Source organism: Streptomyces mauvecolor (assembly GCF_039532965.1).
Classification (GTDB): Bacteria; Actinomycetota; Actinomycetes; order Streptomycetales; family Streptomycetaceae; genus Streptomyces; species Streptomyces violascens.
The window spans coordinates 1-14,332 of record NZ_BAAASQ010000015.1 but is presented as its reverse complement, the minus strand read 5'-3'; the positions used below and the strand labels follow the sequence as shown (position 1 = coordinate 14,332).

The 14,332-nt window shown below is 70.7% G+C and carries 11 protein-coding genes and 1 tRNA gene; 7 read left to right on the top strand and 5 right to left on the bottom strand.

The window, feature by feature from the left end; genetic code table 11:
* Positions 1-93 precede the first annotated feature (93 nt).
* Positions 94-1,482 (bottom strand): cystathionine beta-synthase, encoded by a 1,389-nt coding sequence (locus ABD346_RS20935; RefSeq protein ID WP_344376762.1) that lies wholly within the window; start codon positions 1,480-1,482, stop codon positions 94-96.
* Between the two features lie 137 nt (positions 1,483-1,619).
* On the opposite strand from ABD346_RS20935, the gene ABD346_RS20930 reads away from it, so the two are divergent.
* The 3 genes from ABD346_RS20930 to ABD346_RS20920 all read left to right on the top strand — a co-directional run bounded on the left by ABD346_RS20930 (position 1,620) and on the right by ABD346_RS20920 (position 5,210).
* Positions 1,620-2,633, top strand: coding sequence for an SGNH/GDSL hydrolase family protein (locus ABD346_RS20930; RefSeq protein WP_344376761.1), 1,014 nt, complete (start codon positions 1,620-1,622; stop codon positions 2,631-2,633).
* 129 nt (positions 2,634-2,762) lie between these two features.
* Complete coding sequence (locus ABD346_RS20925) at positions 2,763-3,983, top strand: acetyl-CoA C-acetyltransferase (protein WP_344376760.1); 1,221 nt, start codon at positions 2,763-2,765, stop codon at positions 3,981-3,983.
* Between the two features lie 408 nt (positions 3,984-4,391).
* Positions 4,392-5,210, top strand: coding sequence for a hypothetical protein (locus tag ABD346_RS20920; RefSeq protein ID WP_381225919.1), 819 nt, complete (start codon positions 4,392-4,394; stop codon positions 5,208-5,210).
* Positions 5,211-5,230: 20 nt separating this feature from the next.
* On the opposite strand, the gene ABD346_RS20915 is transcribed toward ABD346_RS20920, so the two are convergent.
* Positions 5,231-5,557 (bottom strand): hypothetical protein, encoded by a 327-nt coding sequence (locus ABD346_RS20915; protein WP_344376759.1) that lies wholly within the window; start codon positions 5,555-5,557, stop codon positions 5,231-5,233.
* Positions 5,558-5,657: 100 nt separating this feature from the next.
* Here ABD346_RS20915 and ABD346_RS20910 point away from each other — a divergent pair, with 100 nt between their 5' ends.
* Together ABD346_RS20910 and ABD346_RS20905 are read left to right on the top strand one after the other, a co-directional pair.
* On the top strand, positions 5,658-5,888 hold the full coding sequence (locus tag ABD346_RS20910; protein ID WP_053725101.1) for a DUF4287 domain-containing protein: 231 nt from the start codon (positions 5,658-5,660) through the stop codon (positions 5,886-5,888).
* 286 nt (positions 5,889-6,174) lie between these two features.
* Complete coding sequence (locus ABD346_RS20905; protein WP_344376758.1) at positions 6,175-7,563, top strand: glycoside hydrolase family 16 protein; 1,389 nt, start codon at positions 6,175-6,177, stop codon at positions 7,561-7,563.
* Between the two features lie 358 nt (positions 7,564-7,921).
* Here the strand turns inward: ABD346_RS20905 and ABD346_RS20900 are convergent, their stop codons facing one another.
* Both ABD346_RS20900 and ABD346_RS20895 read right to left on the bottom strand, forming a co-directional pair.
* Positions 7,922-8,785: a Bax inhibitor-1/YccA family protein gene (locus ABD346_RS20900; RefSeq protein ID WP_344376757.1), complete on the bottom strand. Its 864-nt coding sequence runs from the start codon at positions 8,783-8,785 to the stop codon at positions 7,922-7,924.
* Positions 8,786-8,940: 155 nt separating this feature from the next.
* Positions 8,941-9,022: transfer RNA gene (locus ABD346_RS20895), tRNA-Leu, on the bottom strand.
* Between the two features lie 444 nt (positions 9,023-9,466).
* On the opposite strand from ABD346_RS20895, the gene ABD346_RS20890 reads away from it, so the two are divergent.
* Entirely contained in the window at positions 9,467-10,237 is a 771-nt protein-coding gene (locus ABD346_RS20890) for an ABC transporter ATP-binding protein (protein ID WP_189961493.1), read from the top strand.
* Between the two features lie 208 nt (positions 10,238-10,445).
* On the top strand, positions 10,446-12,977 hold the full coding sequence (locus ABD346_RS20885) for an ABC transporter permease (protein ID WP_344376755.1): 2,532 nt from the start codon (positions 10,446-10,448) through the stop codon (positions 12,975-12,977).
* 86 nt (positions 12,978-13,063) lie between these two features.
* Here the strand turns inward: ABD346_RS20885 and ABD346_RS20880 are convergent.
* On the bottom strand, positions 13,064-14,332 hold a 1,269-nt coding region (locus ABD346_RS20880), incomplete at its 5' end, for a class I SAM-dependent methyltransferase (protein ID WP_344376754.1).

Here is a 14,332-nt window from a genome sequence, read left to right as displayed (position 1 = left end):
ACATGTCGCGCTCGTACCGGTTGTGCGACTTCGGCTGCCTCGCCGACTCCCGCTTCCCGGAGGGGAGTTACGGGAGCGGCGGCAGCGCCCCGACTACTGCGGGGTGCGGGCCAGGAAGGCCAGCAGGTCCTGGCGGCTGACCACACCGGTCGGCTTGCCCTCGACGATCACGATCGCCGCGTCGGCCTTGCCGAGCACGGACATCAGGTCGCCGACCGGCTCGCCCGAGCCGACCTGCGGGAGCGGCGCGCTCATGTGCTTCTCCAGCGGGTCGTCGAGCAGCGCGCGCTGGGTGAACAGGGCGTCGAGCAGCTCGCGTTCGACGACCGAGCCGATGACCTCGGCGGCCATCACATCGGGGTGACCCGCGCCCGGCTTCACGATGGGCATCTGCGAGACGCCGTACTCGCGGAGCACCTCGATGGCCTGGCCGACCGTCTCCTCGGGGTGCATGTGCACCAGCGAGGGCAGGTGGCCGGCCTCCTTGAAGCCGAGCACGTCGGAGACGCGCGCCGAGGGACCGGCCTCCTCCAGGAAGCCGTAGTCCGCCATCCACTCGTCGTTGAAGATCTTCGACAGATAGCCGCGGCCGGAGTCCGGCAGGAGCACGACCACCACGTCGTCGGGGCCGAGGCCCTCGGCGACCTTGAGCGCGGCCACGACGGCCATGCCGCAGGAGCCGCCGACCAGGAGGCCCTCCTCCTTGGCCAGGCGCCGGGTCATCTGGAAGGAGTCCTTGTCCGACACCGCGACGATCTCGTCGGTGACGTCCTGGTCGTAGGCGGTCGGCCAGAAGTCCTCGCCGACGCCCTCCACCAGGTACGGACGCCCGGAGCCGCCGCTGTAGACGGAGCCCTCCGGGTCCGCGCCGACGATGCGCACCTTCCCGTCGCTGGCCTCCTTGAGGTAGCGGCCGGTGCCGGAGATGGTGCCGCCGGTGCCGACGCCCGCGACGAAGTGGGTGATCTTCCCCTCCGTCTGCTCCCACAGCTCGGGACCGGTGGTCTCGTAGTGCGAACGGGGGTTGTTCGGGTTGCTGTACTGGTCCGGCTTCCAGGCCCCCGGCGTCTCGCGCACCAGGCGGTCCGAGACGTTGTAGTACGAGTCCGGGTGCTCCGGGTCGACCGCCGTCGGGCAGACCACGACCTCGGCGCCGTACGCCCGCAGCACGTTGATCTTGTCCGTGGAGACCTTGTCAGGGCAGACGAAGATGCACTTGTAGCCCTTCTGCTGGGCCACGATGGCCAGGCCCACGCCCGTGTTGCCGCTGGTCGGCTCCACGATCGTGCCGCCGGGCTTGAGCGCGCCGGACTGCTCGGCCGCCTCGATCATGCGGACGGCGATCCGGTCCTTCACCGAGCCGCCCGGGTTGAAGTACTCGACCTTGGCCAGGACTGTCGCCTGAATGCCCTGGGTCACACTGTTGAGCCTCACCAGCGGGGTGTTGCCTACGAGGCTGATCATCGAGTCGTGGAATCGCACCGTTGTCTCCGGGTCTCCGATTAGGTACCGCCAGCGTATGCGGACCACGACGGGGTGTTCACCTTTGCGCTGGATTGAGCGACACCCGCTACCGGGCAGTTAGCTGGTGTACGACGGCAAGCTCCAGGGAGGTGGCGGTGGCCGGGACTCTGTCGAGAGCCAGGGCGGCACGGCGGATCGCGACGGGCGCGGCGTTCGGCGGCGGCGGCATCGGGCTGCTCGCCGGGGCCGCGGTCGGCGTCGTCCTGGCCGAGCTGGCGCTCGCGAAACGCTCGGTGGGCGGCGGCTCCCCGCAGGCCCCGAACGCGGACGGGCTGTACGGAACGGCCTTCGCCGACGGTACGCAGCCGCTCAGGCTCGGCATGCTGGGCGACTCAACGGCGGCCGGACAGGGGGTGCGAAGAGCGGGCCAGACCCCGGCCGCACTGCTCGCCTCGGGCCTCGCGGCGGTCGCCGAGCGCATGGTGACGCTGCGGAACGTGGCGCTGCCCGGTGCCCGCTCGGACGACCTCGAACGCCAGGTGTCCCTGCTGCTCGACGACCCCGCCCGCCTCCCCGACGTCTGCGTGATCATGATCGGCGCCAACGACGTCACCACCCGGATGGCGCCCACGACCTCGGTGCGCTACCTGTCCACCGCCGTACGCCGTCTGCGTACCGCCGGGGCCGAAGTGGTCGTCGGGACCTGCCCCGACCTCGGCACCATCGAGCCCGTCTACCAGCCGCTGCGCTGGCTGGCCCGCCGTGTCTCGCGCCAGCTCGCCGCGGCGCAGACGATCGTGGTGGTGGAGCAGGGCGGCCGCACGGTGTCGCTCGGCCATCTGCTCGGCCCGGAGTTCGAGGCGAACCCCCGGGAGCTGTTCGGGCCCGACAACTACCACCCCTCGGCCGAGGGGTACGCGACCGCCGCGATGGCGGTGCTGCCCACGCTGTGCGCCGCGCTCGGGCTGTGGCCCGAATCCGACCACCCCGACGCCTCGCGCGACGAGGACATCCTGCCGGTGGCGAAGGCGGCCTCGGCCGCGGCGGCCCAGGCGGGCTCCGAGGTCACGGCGGCCCGCGCGCCCTGGGCCCTGCTCAAGCACCGGCGCCGACGGCGGCTTCCGGCCCCGGTGGAGCCGGCCCGCAACGGCTCGCACACGAAACAGTGACGGCCCCCGGCAGCCCCCTGAGCAACCGCTTAGAAAAGAGTCCCGCATCACACGCCACCCCGGATGACCAATCCAGTACGTACGGGTAACTTCCCAGGGAGTCCTGCCTTCCCATCCCCTGGAGCCGTGATGCCCGAAGCCGTGATCGTCTCGACCGCCCGCTCCCCCATCGGCCGCGCCTTCAAGGGGTCGCTCAAGGACCTCCGCCCCGACGACCTCACGGCCACGATCATCCAGGCCGCCCTCGCCAAGGTCCCCGAGCTCGACCCCCGCGACATCGACGACCTGATGCTCGGCTGCGGTCTCCCCGGCGGCGAGCAGGGCCACAACCTGGGCCGCATCGTGTCCGTGCAGATGGGCATGGACCACCTGCCGGGCTGCACGATCACCCGGTACTGCTCGTCCTCGCTCCAGACCTCGCGGATGGCGCTGCACGCCATCAAGGCGGGCGAGGGCGACGTGTTCATCTCGGCCGGTGTGGAGATGGTGTCCCGCTCGGTCAAGGGCAGCAGTGACGGCCTGCCCGACACCCACAACCCGTTCTTCGCCGACGCCGAGGCGCGCACCGCCGCCGTCGCGCAGTCCGAGGGTGCGGGCTGGCACGACCCGCGGGAGGACGGCCTGGTCCCGGACGCGTACATCGCGATGGGCCAGACCGCCGAGAACCTCGCCCGCCTCAAGGGCATCTCGCGCCAGGAGATGGACGAGTTCGGCGTGCGCTCGCAGAACCTCGCCGAGGAAGCCATCAAGAACGGCTTCTGGGAGCGCGAGATCACCCCGGTCACGACGCCGGACGGCACCGTGGTCAGCAAGGACGACGGCCCGCGCGCGGGTGTCACCGTCGAGGGCGTCCAGGGCCTCAAGCCCGTCTTCCGTCCGGACGGACTCGTCACCGCCGGCAACTGCTGCCCGCTGAACGACGGCGCCGCGGCCCTCGTGATCATGAGCGACACCAAGGCCCGGGAGCTCGGCCTGACCCCGCTGGCCCGCATCGTCTCCACCGGCGTCACGGGCCTGTCGCCCGAGATCATGGGCCTGGGTCCGGTCGAGGCGTCCCGCCAGGCGCTGAAGCGCGCCGGGCTCACCGTCGACGACATCGACCTCTTCGAGATCAACGAGGCCTTCGCCGCCCAGGTGATCCCGTCCTACCAGGACCTCGGCATCCCGCTGGACAAGCTGAACGTCAACGGCGGCGCCATCGCGGTCGGCCACCCCTTCGGCATGACGGGCGCCCGCATCACCGGCACGCTGATCAACAGCCTCCAGTTCCACGACAAGCAGTTCGGCCTGGAGACCATGTGCGTCGGCGGCGGCCAGGGCATGGCCATGGTCATCGAGCGCCTCAGCTGAGACCGGGCCAGAACCTCGACCGGACCTCGGCCAAGGCCTCGGCCGAAAGAGGTCCCGGGCGGCCGGAGCACTGCGTTGACGCACGGTCGACGCAGTGTTGACGCTCCGGCCGCCACAGGTTGAACGCACAGGGCGACCCTCGGCCCCCTGACCTGGGCTCTCGCGTCCCACAGGGAGCTCACAGCCAATCGTTCCGCGTCCTAACCGTGACCGAATCTCCCCCAGGATGTGACGTATCTCCTGCGGGAAGAGCATTTCCCCAGGTCAGCGCAGGTGTGCCGCGAAACCCCAGGCCCAAAGACCTGTCCATTTCGTGACGTAATGCACTGACACCGGGCGCGGGCTCACGACAAGCTGATGTAGGAAGTCGGGGAATCGTTTGAATCCGGGAGTAAGTCAGTGAGCGCCATGCCTCTTGCCCTGCTGCTGACCACGGCCGCTGCCACGGCCGTGGGCGCCGCTGCCCTGCACGCCGCCCACGGGCTGCGCAAGCAGGTCGTGGCTCTGCGCGAAGACCTGGCAGCCGCCCGTGCCGAACACCGCGCCGACCACAGCGTCTCCCTGCCCCAGCAGGCCCGCGCCGGCGCGACCCCGGCCGCCGAAATACGTGCCGCCGTCGCCGAGGCCCTCGCCGAGGAGCGGGAGCGCGAGCTGGCCGAGGCGCGCGCCTTCTGGGCCGCCCAGGAGGCCAGGGACGCCGCCGACGCGCCCTCGCCGATGCTGGGCGGGCTCGCGGGCCTCGGTGAGGACGCCGCGTTCTTCCTGCCCCGCCAGGCGGACTTCGTGGGCCTGGAGGCCGAGGCCCTGGAGATGGCCGAGGCACTGGAGACCGCGGAGGAGTTCCCCGAGGACTCCCCCGAGCTGGCCGCGGCCCGCCGCCGCCACCCCTCGCACCCCGACTTCGTACCGGTCCAGACGCCCGTCGTCGCCGACCACGAGGCCACGGTCTCCCGCCTGGAGGAGCTCGCCGAGTCCCGTACCGCGCTCGCGGACGTACGCCCCGGGCCGCTCGGCACGCTCGACGTGTACGTCTTCGCCGACGGCACCACGCTCTGCATGACCCCGGGCCACCGCGAGACCGCCGAGCGCCTCGCGGACGCCCTGCGCGACGGCGACGCCCCGGTGCTGCTCGGCGGCTCCGGAGTGTCCGGCGCGTACGCGCTGACCTTCTCGTGCGGCGAGGAGAGCGTCTACATCCTCGCGGACCGGGTCATCGCCTCGCGCTGACCCTCCCGCGCAGGCGAGGCCTAACCGAAGGCCCGCTTCCCCGCGGCTTCCACCAGCTCCACGGCCCCGTCCGGCTCCCCGCCGGGCGGGGTCTTCGCCGTGTGGAGCGCCTGCGCCAAATCCCGTCCGGCGACCATGACTTGGTCCGCCACCGCGAACACGCCGGCGTCCGGCATGATCCGCGGCTCGCGCCCGGCATCCTCGACGCGCTGCGCGCGGACGGCCAACTCCCGGGCGAGCGCGAGCCCTTCGGCCGCGGCTCCGCGCCGCAGCCGGCTCTCGGGAGCGGCACGCAGCCGGTCGGCGAAGCGGTCCACGGACAAGATCAACGGGTTCACATCGAGCACGCCGCGACCCTACGCGCCTCCCCCGCACTGTTGCCAATACGCGAACCCTCAGGCACGGTGCAGTGAAGGACCAGTAAGCGCAATGCCTCCGGAGGCGCCGATGTCCCAAGTCTTCTCCGAAGAGACCCATCGCAACCTGCTCTCCCGCATCCCCCATTGCACCGGTCGTGAAGTGTCCGACTGGCTCCGCACCGTCGAGGAAGGCCCCTCCCTCTTCCGTTTCGAGGAGAAGGTCAGCTGGCTCCGGAGCGAGCACGATCTCGCCTATGGGCACGCCAAGGCGATCATCCATGAGTACGACCTGAGGCGGGCCGCGCGCCGCCTGCTCTAGCTCCGGGAGGAAATGTTCCGCTGCCGAGACGATCCACTCGGCTTCCAGGCTTCCCGAGGGGAAGCGCACCGCCCCTTCGCCCCGCCGACGACCGGTCGGCGGGGCGAAGTGCTGCCCGGAAGCGCACGACACCTCGCGCGCCTTCAGTAGATGAACTCCCCATCCCTGCAAGGACTTTCACCGCTTCACCTCTTGACGCTCCGGACGACGGGGAGCACAGTGACCGCGCAGCCCGTCGCTGAGAGCGCTCTCAGAGCGCTCTCTTTCCGAGAGAGGCACCCCCCACATGCGCCCGACGTCCCACAGACGCAGCCCGGCCAGGCGAGCCGTGATCGCCGTGCTCTCCACCCTCGGCCTCGCAGCGGCCTCCGCCGCGCTGGTCGCCCTGCCCGCCGACGCCTCCGCCCCGCCGCCCCCGGCGGGCTGGTCCACGGTCTTCTCCGACGACTTCGACGGCCCGGCCGGGTCCGGCGTGAACACCGCGAACTGGCAGTACACGACCGGCACCAGCTACCCCGGCGGCCCCGCCAACTTCGGCACCGGCGAGGTCGAGACGATGACCTCGGCCACCAGCAACGTCTCGCTCGACGGCGCCGGGAACCTGCGCATCACCCCGCAGCGCGACGCCTCGGGCCACTGGACGTCCGGCCGCGTCGAGACCAGACGCTCCGACTTCCAGCCCCCGGCCGGCGGCACGCTCCGCATCGAGGCGCGCCTGCGGATGCCGGACGTGACGGGCCCCGCCGCCAAGGGCTACTGGCCGGCCTTCTGGGCCCTTGGCGCGCCCTTCCGCGGCAACTGGTGGAACTGGCCCGGCATCGGCGAGCTCGACGTCATGGAGAACGTCCAGGGGCTCAACAACAACTGGTCCACCATGCACTGCGGCACCAGCCCCGGCGGCCCCTGCAACGAGACCACCGGCATCGGCGGCCAGAAGGCCTGCGACGGCACGACCTGCCAGGGCGGATTCCATACGTACGCCGTCGAATGGGACCGCTCGGGCCCCACCGAGCAGATGCGCTTCTCCCTGGACGGCGTCACCTTCCACACCGTGAACCAGAACCAGGTGGACGCGACAACGTGGGCGAACGCCACGAACCACGGCTACTTCGTCATCCTGAACGTCGCCATGGGCGGCGGCTTCCCCGACGCGTTCGGCGGCGGCCCCGACGCGGGCACCCAGCCGGGCCACTCCCTGCTCGTCGACTACGTCACCGTGCAGCAGTCGGCGGGCTCCGGCTCCACTACGCCGCCCGCCGGGAGCCGGGACGCGTACGGCACGGTCCAGGCCGAGTCGTACGACCAGCAGTCCGGCCTGACGAAGGAGACCACCACCGACAGCGGCGGCGGCCAGGACCTCGGCTCGGCCGCGAACGGCGACTGGGCGCTCTACAAGGGCGTGAACTTCGGTACGACGCCGGCCAGACAGTTCTCCGCGAGGGTGGCCGGCGGGGCGGCGGGCGGGGTCAGCGGTCTGGTGGAAGTACGCCTGGACAGCCCGGCCGCCGCGCCCGTGGGCAGCTTCTCCGTGGCCAACACGGGGGGCTGGCAGAGCTGGCGTACGGTGCCGGCGAATATCAGCGGGGTGACGGGTACGCATGATGTGTATGTGACCTTCAGCAGCGGTCAGCCCGCGGATTTCGTCAACCTGAACTGGTTCACCTTCGGCCGCTGACCCCCACCCCGCCCCTTCCCCGGACCCTCCGGGGGAGGAGGTGGGCTGATGTCCGTTCCCAGGGGCGCTGCCCCCGGCCCCCGGGTCGGACTTCTGCTGCGGACCGTGCGTGACTGGTCGCGCAGTTCCCCGCGCCCCTAGCGGGGTGTTGCTGACAGGGCCGAGCATCTTCAGCCCGTCATGGGGTCGGCCCTTATGGCCTTGGGGGAGTTTGAGGACGGGCGCCCTTCAGGCGCGAACGGGGTCTGGGGCGGAGCCCCGGGAGCCGGACCGCCCGCTCGGCACAACGGGCGAGGGGCCCCGCCCCGGGCGTCATGCCCGGGGCGGAGCCCCTCGTCACGGAACGGCGGCGCAGGCGTCAGTCGTTGCCCTGCAGGATGGAGATCAGCCGCAGCGCCTCCAGGTAGATCCACACCAGCGTCATGGTGAGGCCGAAGGCCGCCAGCCAGGACTCCTCGCGCGGAGCGCCGTACGTGATCCCGTCCTCGACCTGCTTGAAGTCGATGGCCAGGAAGCACGCGCCGAGGACGATGCCGATGATCCCGAAGAGAATGCCGAGGCCACCGCTGCGGAAGCCGAGACCGTCACCGCCGCCGATCGCCGAGAACAGCAGGTTGACCAGCATCAGCAGCATGAAGCCGATGGCCGCGGCCATGACGAAGCCGGTGAAGCGGCGGTTGACCCGGATCAGCCGGGTCTTGTAGGCGATGAGCACACCGGCGAAGACCGCCATCGTGCCGAGCACCGCCTGCGGGACCGCGCCCGCCGACACATGCGTCGTGACGGCCGAGCTGATCACGCCGAGGAAGACGCCCTCGAAGGCCGCGTACCCGAGGATCAGCGCCGGCGTCGGCCTGCGCTTGAAGGACTGGACCATGGCGAGGACGAACGCGATCAGCGCGGCGCCGATGGCGATGCCGTACGACTTGCCGATGTTCGCGGCGTCGACCGGCAGCGCCAGCCACGCCACGACCGCACCGGCGACGACCGTGCCGAGCGTGATCGCGGTGCGCGTGACCACGTCGTCGATCGTCATCGCACCGGAGCGGGCCGGTGCCTGCTGCGTGTCCTGCTGGGCGTACGGGTTCGTCGCGTACGGGTTCGCGGGCGCCTGCGCGTACGGGTTGCCCCCGGCCTGCGGCTGCTGCGCGGTGTTGAAACCGGCGTAGCCGTTGTCACGGCTGAAGCCCCGTCGCGAGAAGACCGGGTTGCTGCTCCTCATCTCACTCCTCCATGGCCACCGTGCGCGGCCTTGTCGTCAAGAGTAATGGGCTCGCAAAGAAACCGACGTAATGCCTAGGGAGGATCTTCACGCGTGGAGGAGGGGGGTGCAAGGGTCCGACGACCCGACGCGCGGGAAGCCGGAACCTGCATGAGTGCCCGGAGCCGGACTCGAACCGGCACGGCCCGAAGGCCAGCGAGGTTTAAGCTCGCCGTGTCTGCGTTCCACCATCCGGGCAAGGGCGCGCGGCTCCGCGTTTCGCGGGACGAGCCTAGCCCGACGCATCCCCCGAACAGCGGAACAACCACCCGATGTTGTCTTATTTTATTGACGCCTGAGGGTGCGTCAGCACAGCTCGGGGCGGTGTTGGCACATGCCGGAGGCGGTTGGCAGGGGCGCCCGGGGTGCCCGGAATACGGGTCCGGAATGACGGAAAGTCGATGCCCGGTTCGGCCCCGCACCCGACGCTGGCACGGCTCGCCGGAGCCCGCCTCGAGCCGTGGCGGAGCCCGCATCGATCCCGCGCGCCTCTCAGGGGTGCCGTCATACCTCAGGAGGACGGAGGGGGTTCTTCCGTCCGACTCAAGAGGGCTGGCGAACGGGCACAGGGACTGACGATCCGGCGCCGTGCGGCCGCAAGGATGGAGAAGTCCCCGAAAGCCGTTCGACAGGAGTACCTCCGTGACCACCATCCCCACCGCACACCGCGCGACCGCGGTGGCCGCCCGCGCCATCGAGCTGTCGAAGGTCTACGGCACGGGCGAGACCCAGGTGGTCGCCCTGGACCAGGTCACGGTCGACTTCCGGCAGGGCGAGTTCACCGCGATCATGGGCCCGTCGGGCTCCGGCAAGTCCACGCTGATGCACTGCGTCGCGGGCCTCGACTCCTTCAGCTCCGGCTCCGTCCGCATCGGCGAGACCGAGCTCGGCTCGCTCAAGGACAAGCAGCTCACGCAGCTGCGCCGCGACAAGATCGGCTTCATCTTCCAGGCGTTCAACCTGCTGCCCACGCTGACCGCCCTGGAGAACATCACGCTCCCCATGGACATCGCGGGCCGCAAGCCCAACAAGCAGTGGCTCGACCAGGTCATCGCCATGGTCGGCCTCTCCGACCGGCTCGGCCACCGGCCCACCCAGCTCTCCGGCGGCCAGCAGCAGCGCGTCGCCGTGGCCCGCGCGCTCGCCTCCCAGCCGGAGATCATCTTCGGTGACGAGCCGACCGGAAACCTGGACTCGCGCTCCGGCGCCGAGGTCCTCGGCTTCCTGCGCAACTCGGTGCGCGAGCTGGGGCAGACCGTCGTCATGGTGACCCACGACCCCGTCGCCGCGTCCTACGCGGACCGGGTCATATTCCTCGCCGACGGGCGGATCGTCGACGAGATGCTCCGGCCCAGCGCGGACGGGGTGCTCGACCGGATGAAGGCCTTCGATGCGAAGGGCCGCACCAGCTGACCCGGAGCCGCTGGGGGCTTTGCCCCCAGGCCCCCCAGCCCCTTGTCGCCGGGCCCCTTCGCCCTCGCCCGGTACCGCTGGGGGCTCCGCCCCCAGACCCCCGCTCCTCAAACGCCGGAGAGGCTGATTTTCCGGCGTCCGGAGTCGGATGGGCTGGCCGCCCGATGCTCGCTGACCGGCCCTCGATCAACCAGGACTGAGAAACCCCATGTTCAAGACCGCCCTGCGCAACGTGCTCGCGCACAAGGCCCGGCTGTTGATGACGGTGCTTGCCGTCATGCTCGGCGTCGCCTTCGTCTCCGGCACGCTCGTCTTCACCGACACCCTCGGCAACGCCTTCCGCAACCAGTCGTCCAAGAGCTACGACAAGGTGGCCGTCGCCGTCACCACGTACGGCAGCCGTGACGACGCCGAGCGGGAGCCCGGTGTCAGCAAGCAGACCCTGCAGAAGATCGAGAAGCTCGACGGGGTCGCCTCGGCCACCGGCCGGGTGGACGGCTTCGCCGGTGTGGCCGGCACCGACGGCAAGCTGATCGGCCAGGGCTGGGCCAACAAGGGCGGCAACTTCGCCCCCGGCAAGGACGGCAAGGACCCGGCGTACACCTTCACCCAGGGCGCGGGCCCGGTGAAGGACGACCAGATCGCCCTCGACAAGGACACCGCCGACAAGGGCGAGTACAGCGTGGGCGACAGCGTGCGCGTCGCCACCAACGGGCCGGTCAAGACCTACAAGCTCGCCGGCGTCTTCACCACCGAGGACGGCGCGGTCAACGCGGGCGGCAGCCTCGTCCTGTTCGACACCGCCGTCGCGCAGCAGCTCTACCTCAAGCCGGGCTACTTCCAGAACGTGAGTGTGGCCGCCACCCCCGGCGCCGACGCCCAGAAGATCCTCACCGAGGTCAAGCCGCTGCTCCCCGAGGACGCCGACGCCAAGACCGGCCAGGCGCTCGCCGACCAGGAGGCCAAGGACATCGAGCAGGGCCTCAGCGGCCTCAACCAGACGCTGCTCGCCTTCGCCGCGATCGCGCTGTTCGTCGGCATCTTCCTGATCTCCAACACCTTCACCATGCTGGTCGCCCAGCGCACCCGTGAGCTCGCCCTGATGCGTGCCGTCGGCGCCTCGCGCGGCCAGGTCCGCCGCTCGGTGCTCGCCGAGGCCCTGGTGGTCGGCACGATCGCCTCCGCGATCGGCTTCGTGCTCGGTCTGGGTCTCGCGACCGGGCTGCGCTCCGCGATGGGCGCCTTCGGCGCCAAGCTGCCGGACGGCCCGCTGATCGTCTCGGCGACCCCCGTGATCGCCGCCCTCGCCGTCGGCGTCCTCGTCACCCTGATCGCCGCCCTGCTGCCCGCCTGGCGCGCCGCCAAGATCCCGCCGGTCGCCGCCATGAACAGCGTGCACGGCGTGGCCACCACCAAGTCCCTGGTCGTACGGAACTCCATCGGCGGCGTGATCACCCTCGCCGGTGCGGCCGCCGTCATGGCCGGTGCCGCCGCAGGCAAGGACGGCAAGATGCTCATCGGCCTCGGCGCCTTCCTCGCCCTGGTCGGCATCATCATCCTGATCCCGCTCCTGTCCCGCCCGGTCATCGCCCTCGTACGCCCCGCGCTCAGCAAGGTGTTCGGCGTCTCCGGCAAGCTCGCCAGCCAGAACGCGGTGCGCAACCCGCGCCGCACCGGCGCCACCGCCTCCGCGCTCGCCATCGGCCTCACCCTCGTCACGGGCCTGTCCGTGCTCGGCGTCACGCTCGGCACCGCCATCGACAAGATGACGACCGACAACATCAAGGCCGACTACATGGTCCAGATGGCGGCCAACGGCTCCGGGCTCGACAAGGACGTCCTCACCGCTCTGCGCAAGGCCCCGGGCGTCTCGGCGGTCTCGCCCAAGGAGTCCTCGTACCTGAAGATCGACGGTAACGGCCGGTCGGTGGCCGGCGTGACGCCCGGCGACATCGAGAAGCTCCTCAACATCGAGCCGGTGTCCGGCTCCCTCGCCACCCTCGGCCAGGGGCAGATAGCCGTCGACGACAAGACCGCCGCCCAGCACAACTGGAAGCCCGGCTCCAAGGTCGCCGTCGAGTTCGCCGACAAGAAGAAGGGCTCGCTCACCATCGGGGCGACGTACAAGGAGAACGAGTTCCTGGACTCGGTGCTCGCCCCGACCTCCGTGCTCGACCCGCACGAGACCAAGCCCTACATCCCGCAGATCTTCGTCAAGACCGACGGCGGCGCGACGAGCGCCAATGAGAAGGCCCTGGTCAGCGCGCTCGGCGACAACCCGGCGATCAGCATCATGGACCAGCAGGACATCCGCAACGAGTTCGGCGGCATGATCAACACGCTGCTCAACATCATGTACGGCCTGCTCGCGATGGCCCTGATCATCGCGGTCCTCGGAGTCGTCAACACCCTCGCGATGTCGGTCTTCGAGCGTCAGCAGGAGATCGGCATGCTGCGGGCGATCGGCCTGGACCGCCGCAAGGTCAAGCGCATGATCCGCCTGGAGGCCATCGTCATCTCGATGTTCGGCGCGGTGATCGGCATCGGCCTCGGCTCCTTCCTCGCCTGGGCCATCGGCCAGACCATCAAGAAGTCCATCCCGAACTACGCGCTGGTCATCCCGTGGGACCGCATCGGCATCTTCCTGCTGCTCGCCGGCCTGGTGGGCGTGCTCGCCGCCATGTGGCCGGCCCGCAGCGCCGCGAAGCTCAACATGCTGACCGCCATCAAGACCGAGTAGTCGTCAAGTACCGCTGAACACAATCGAGTCGAAGGGCCCCGGGAGTGCGCCTCCCGGGGCCCTTCGGCTTCGCCCTGCGGTCGCACTCAGTTCCAGGTGCGGGCCCTCAGTGGCATTCCCGAGGCGCCGCCCACCGGGGTCTTCACCGCGAGGATCTGGTTGACGCCGATCCGGTTGCGCTCGAAGGAGATCGCCGAGGCGGCCATGTAGAGCCGCCAGATCCGGGCCCGGCCGGGGCTGGCGTACCGCACGGCCCGGGCCCAGTCGGACTCCAGGTTCGCCACCCAGTGACGCAGCGTCAGGGCGTAGTGCTCGCGGATCGGTTCGACGTCGCGAGCCTCGAACCCGGCCTCCTCCAGGGCGGCCAGGGTGCGGCCGACCGGAGCGAGCTCGCCATCGGGGAAGACGTACTTGTCGATGAACTCGTCCACCTGGTACGCCGATTCGTCCCGCTCGGGGCGTCGGGCGATCTGGTGGTTGAGCAGCCGCCCGCCGTCCTTGAGCAGCGCGTGCAGGATGCCCGCGTACTCCGCGTACCGCACCGAGCCGACGTGCTCGGCCATGCCGATGGAGGAGATCGCGTCGAACGGGCCGTCCTTGACGTCGCGGTAGTCCTGGACGCGGATCTCTATCCGGTCGGTGAGCCCCTCCTCGGCGATCCGCTTGCGGGCGAACGCGGCCTGTTCGCGCGACAGCGTGATGCCGACGACACGGGCGCCGTACTCGCGGGCCGCGTGGATGGCCATGGAACCCCAGCCGCAGCCGACGTCGAGCAGCCGGTCGCCCTCCTTCAGGGCCAACTTGCGGCAGACCAGGTCCAGTTTGTCGCGCTGGGCGTCTTCGAGGGTGGCCTCGGGGCTCTCCCAGTAGGCGCACGAGTAGACCATCGACGGGCCGAGCACCAGCGCGTAGAAGTCGTTGCCGACGTCGTAGTGGTGGCTGATCGCCTCTTTGTCGCGGCGCCGGGTGTGCAGCGGGCCGGTGCGGCGGCGCATCTCCTCGGCGGGCGGGGCCGGCGGGGGCAGCGCGCCGCCCAGCTTCACCAGCGCCTTGGCGGCGGCCCGCAGCCTCGGGTCGCGGACCGGGTGGACGGTGTCCTTGGGCTCGCCGCCGCGCTCCCAGATCAGCCCCGCCAGCAGGCCGAGGGCCGCGTACAGGTCGCCCTCGACGTCGATCTCGCCCGCCACCCAGGCGCGGGCCAGGCCCAGTTCGCCCGGCTTCCACAGCAGCCGGCGCAGCGCGCGCCGGTGGCGTACGACGAGAACCGGAGCACCGGGCGGGCCCGCCTCGCTGCCGTCCCACGCCCGGATACGCACCGGGAGGGCCTCCCCCAGCAATTCCTCGGCAAGAGCGGT

Coding starts and splice junctions, on each gene's coding strand:
- ABD346_RS20905 (WP_344376758.1), top strand. CDS start 6,175: ATGCGCCCGACGTCCCACAGACGCAGCCCGGCCAGGCGAGCCGTGATC.
- ABD346_RS20900 (WP_344376757.1), bottom strand. CDS start 8,785: ATGAGGAGCAGCAACCCGGTCTTCTCGCGACGGGGCTTCAGCCGTGAC.
- ABD346_RS20910 (WP_053725101.1), top strand. CDS start 5,658: ATGTCCCAAGTCTTCTCCGAAGAGACCCATCGCAACCTGCTCTCCCGC.
- ABD346_RS20925 (WP_344376760.1), top strand. CDS start 2,763: ATGCCCGAAGCCGTGATCGTCTCGACCGCCCGCTCCCCCATCGGCCGC.
- ABD346_RS20920 (WP_381225919.1), top strand. CDS start 4,392: ATGCCTCTTGCCCTGCTGCTGACCACGGCCGCTGCCACGGCCGTGGGC.
- ABD346_RS20885 (WP_344376755.1), top strand. CDS start 10,446: ATGTTCAAGACCGCCCTGCGCAACGTGCTCGCGCACAAGGCCCGGCTG.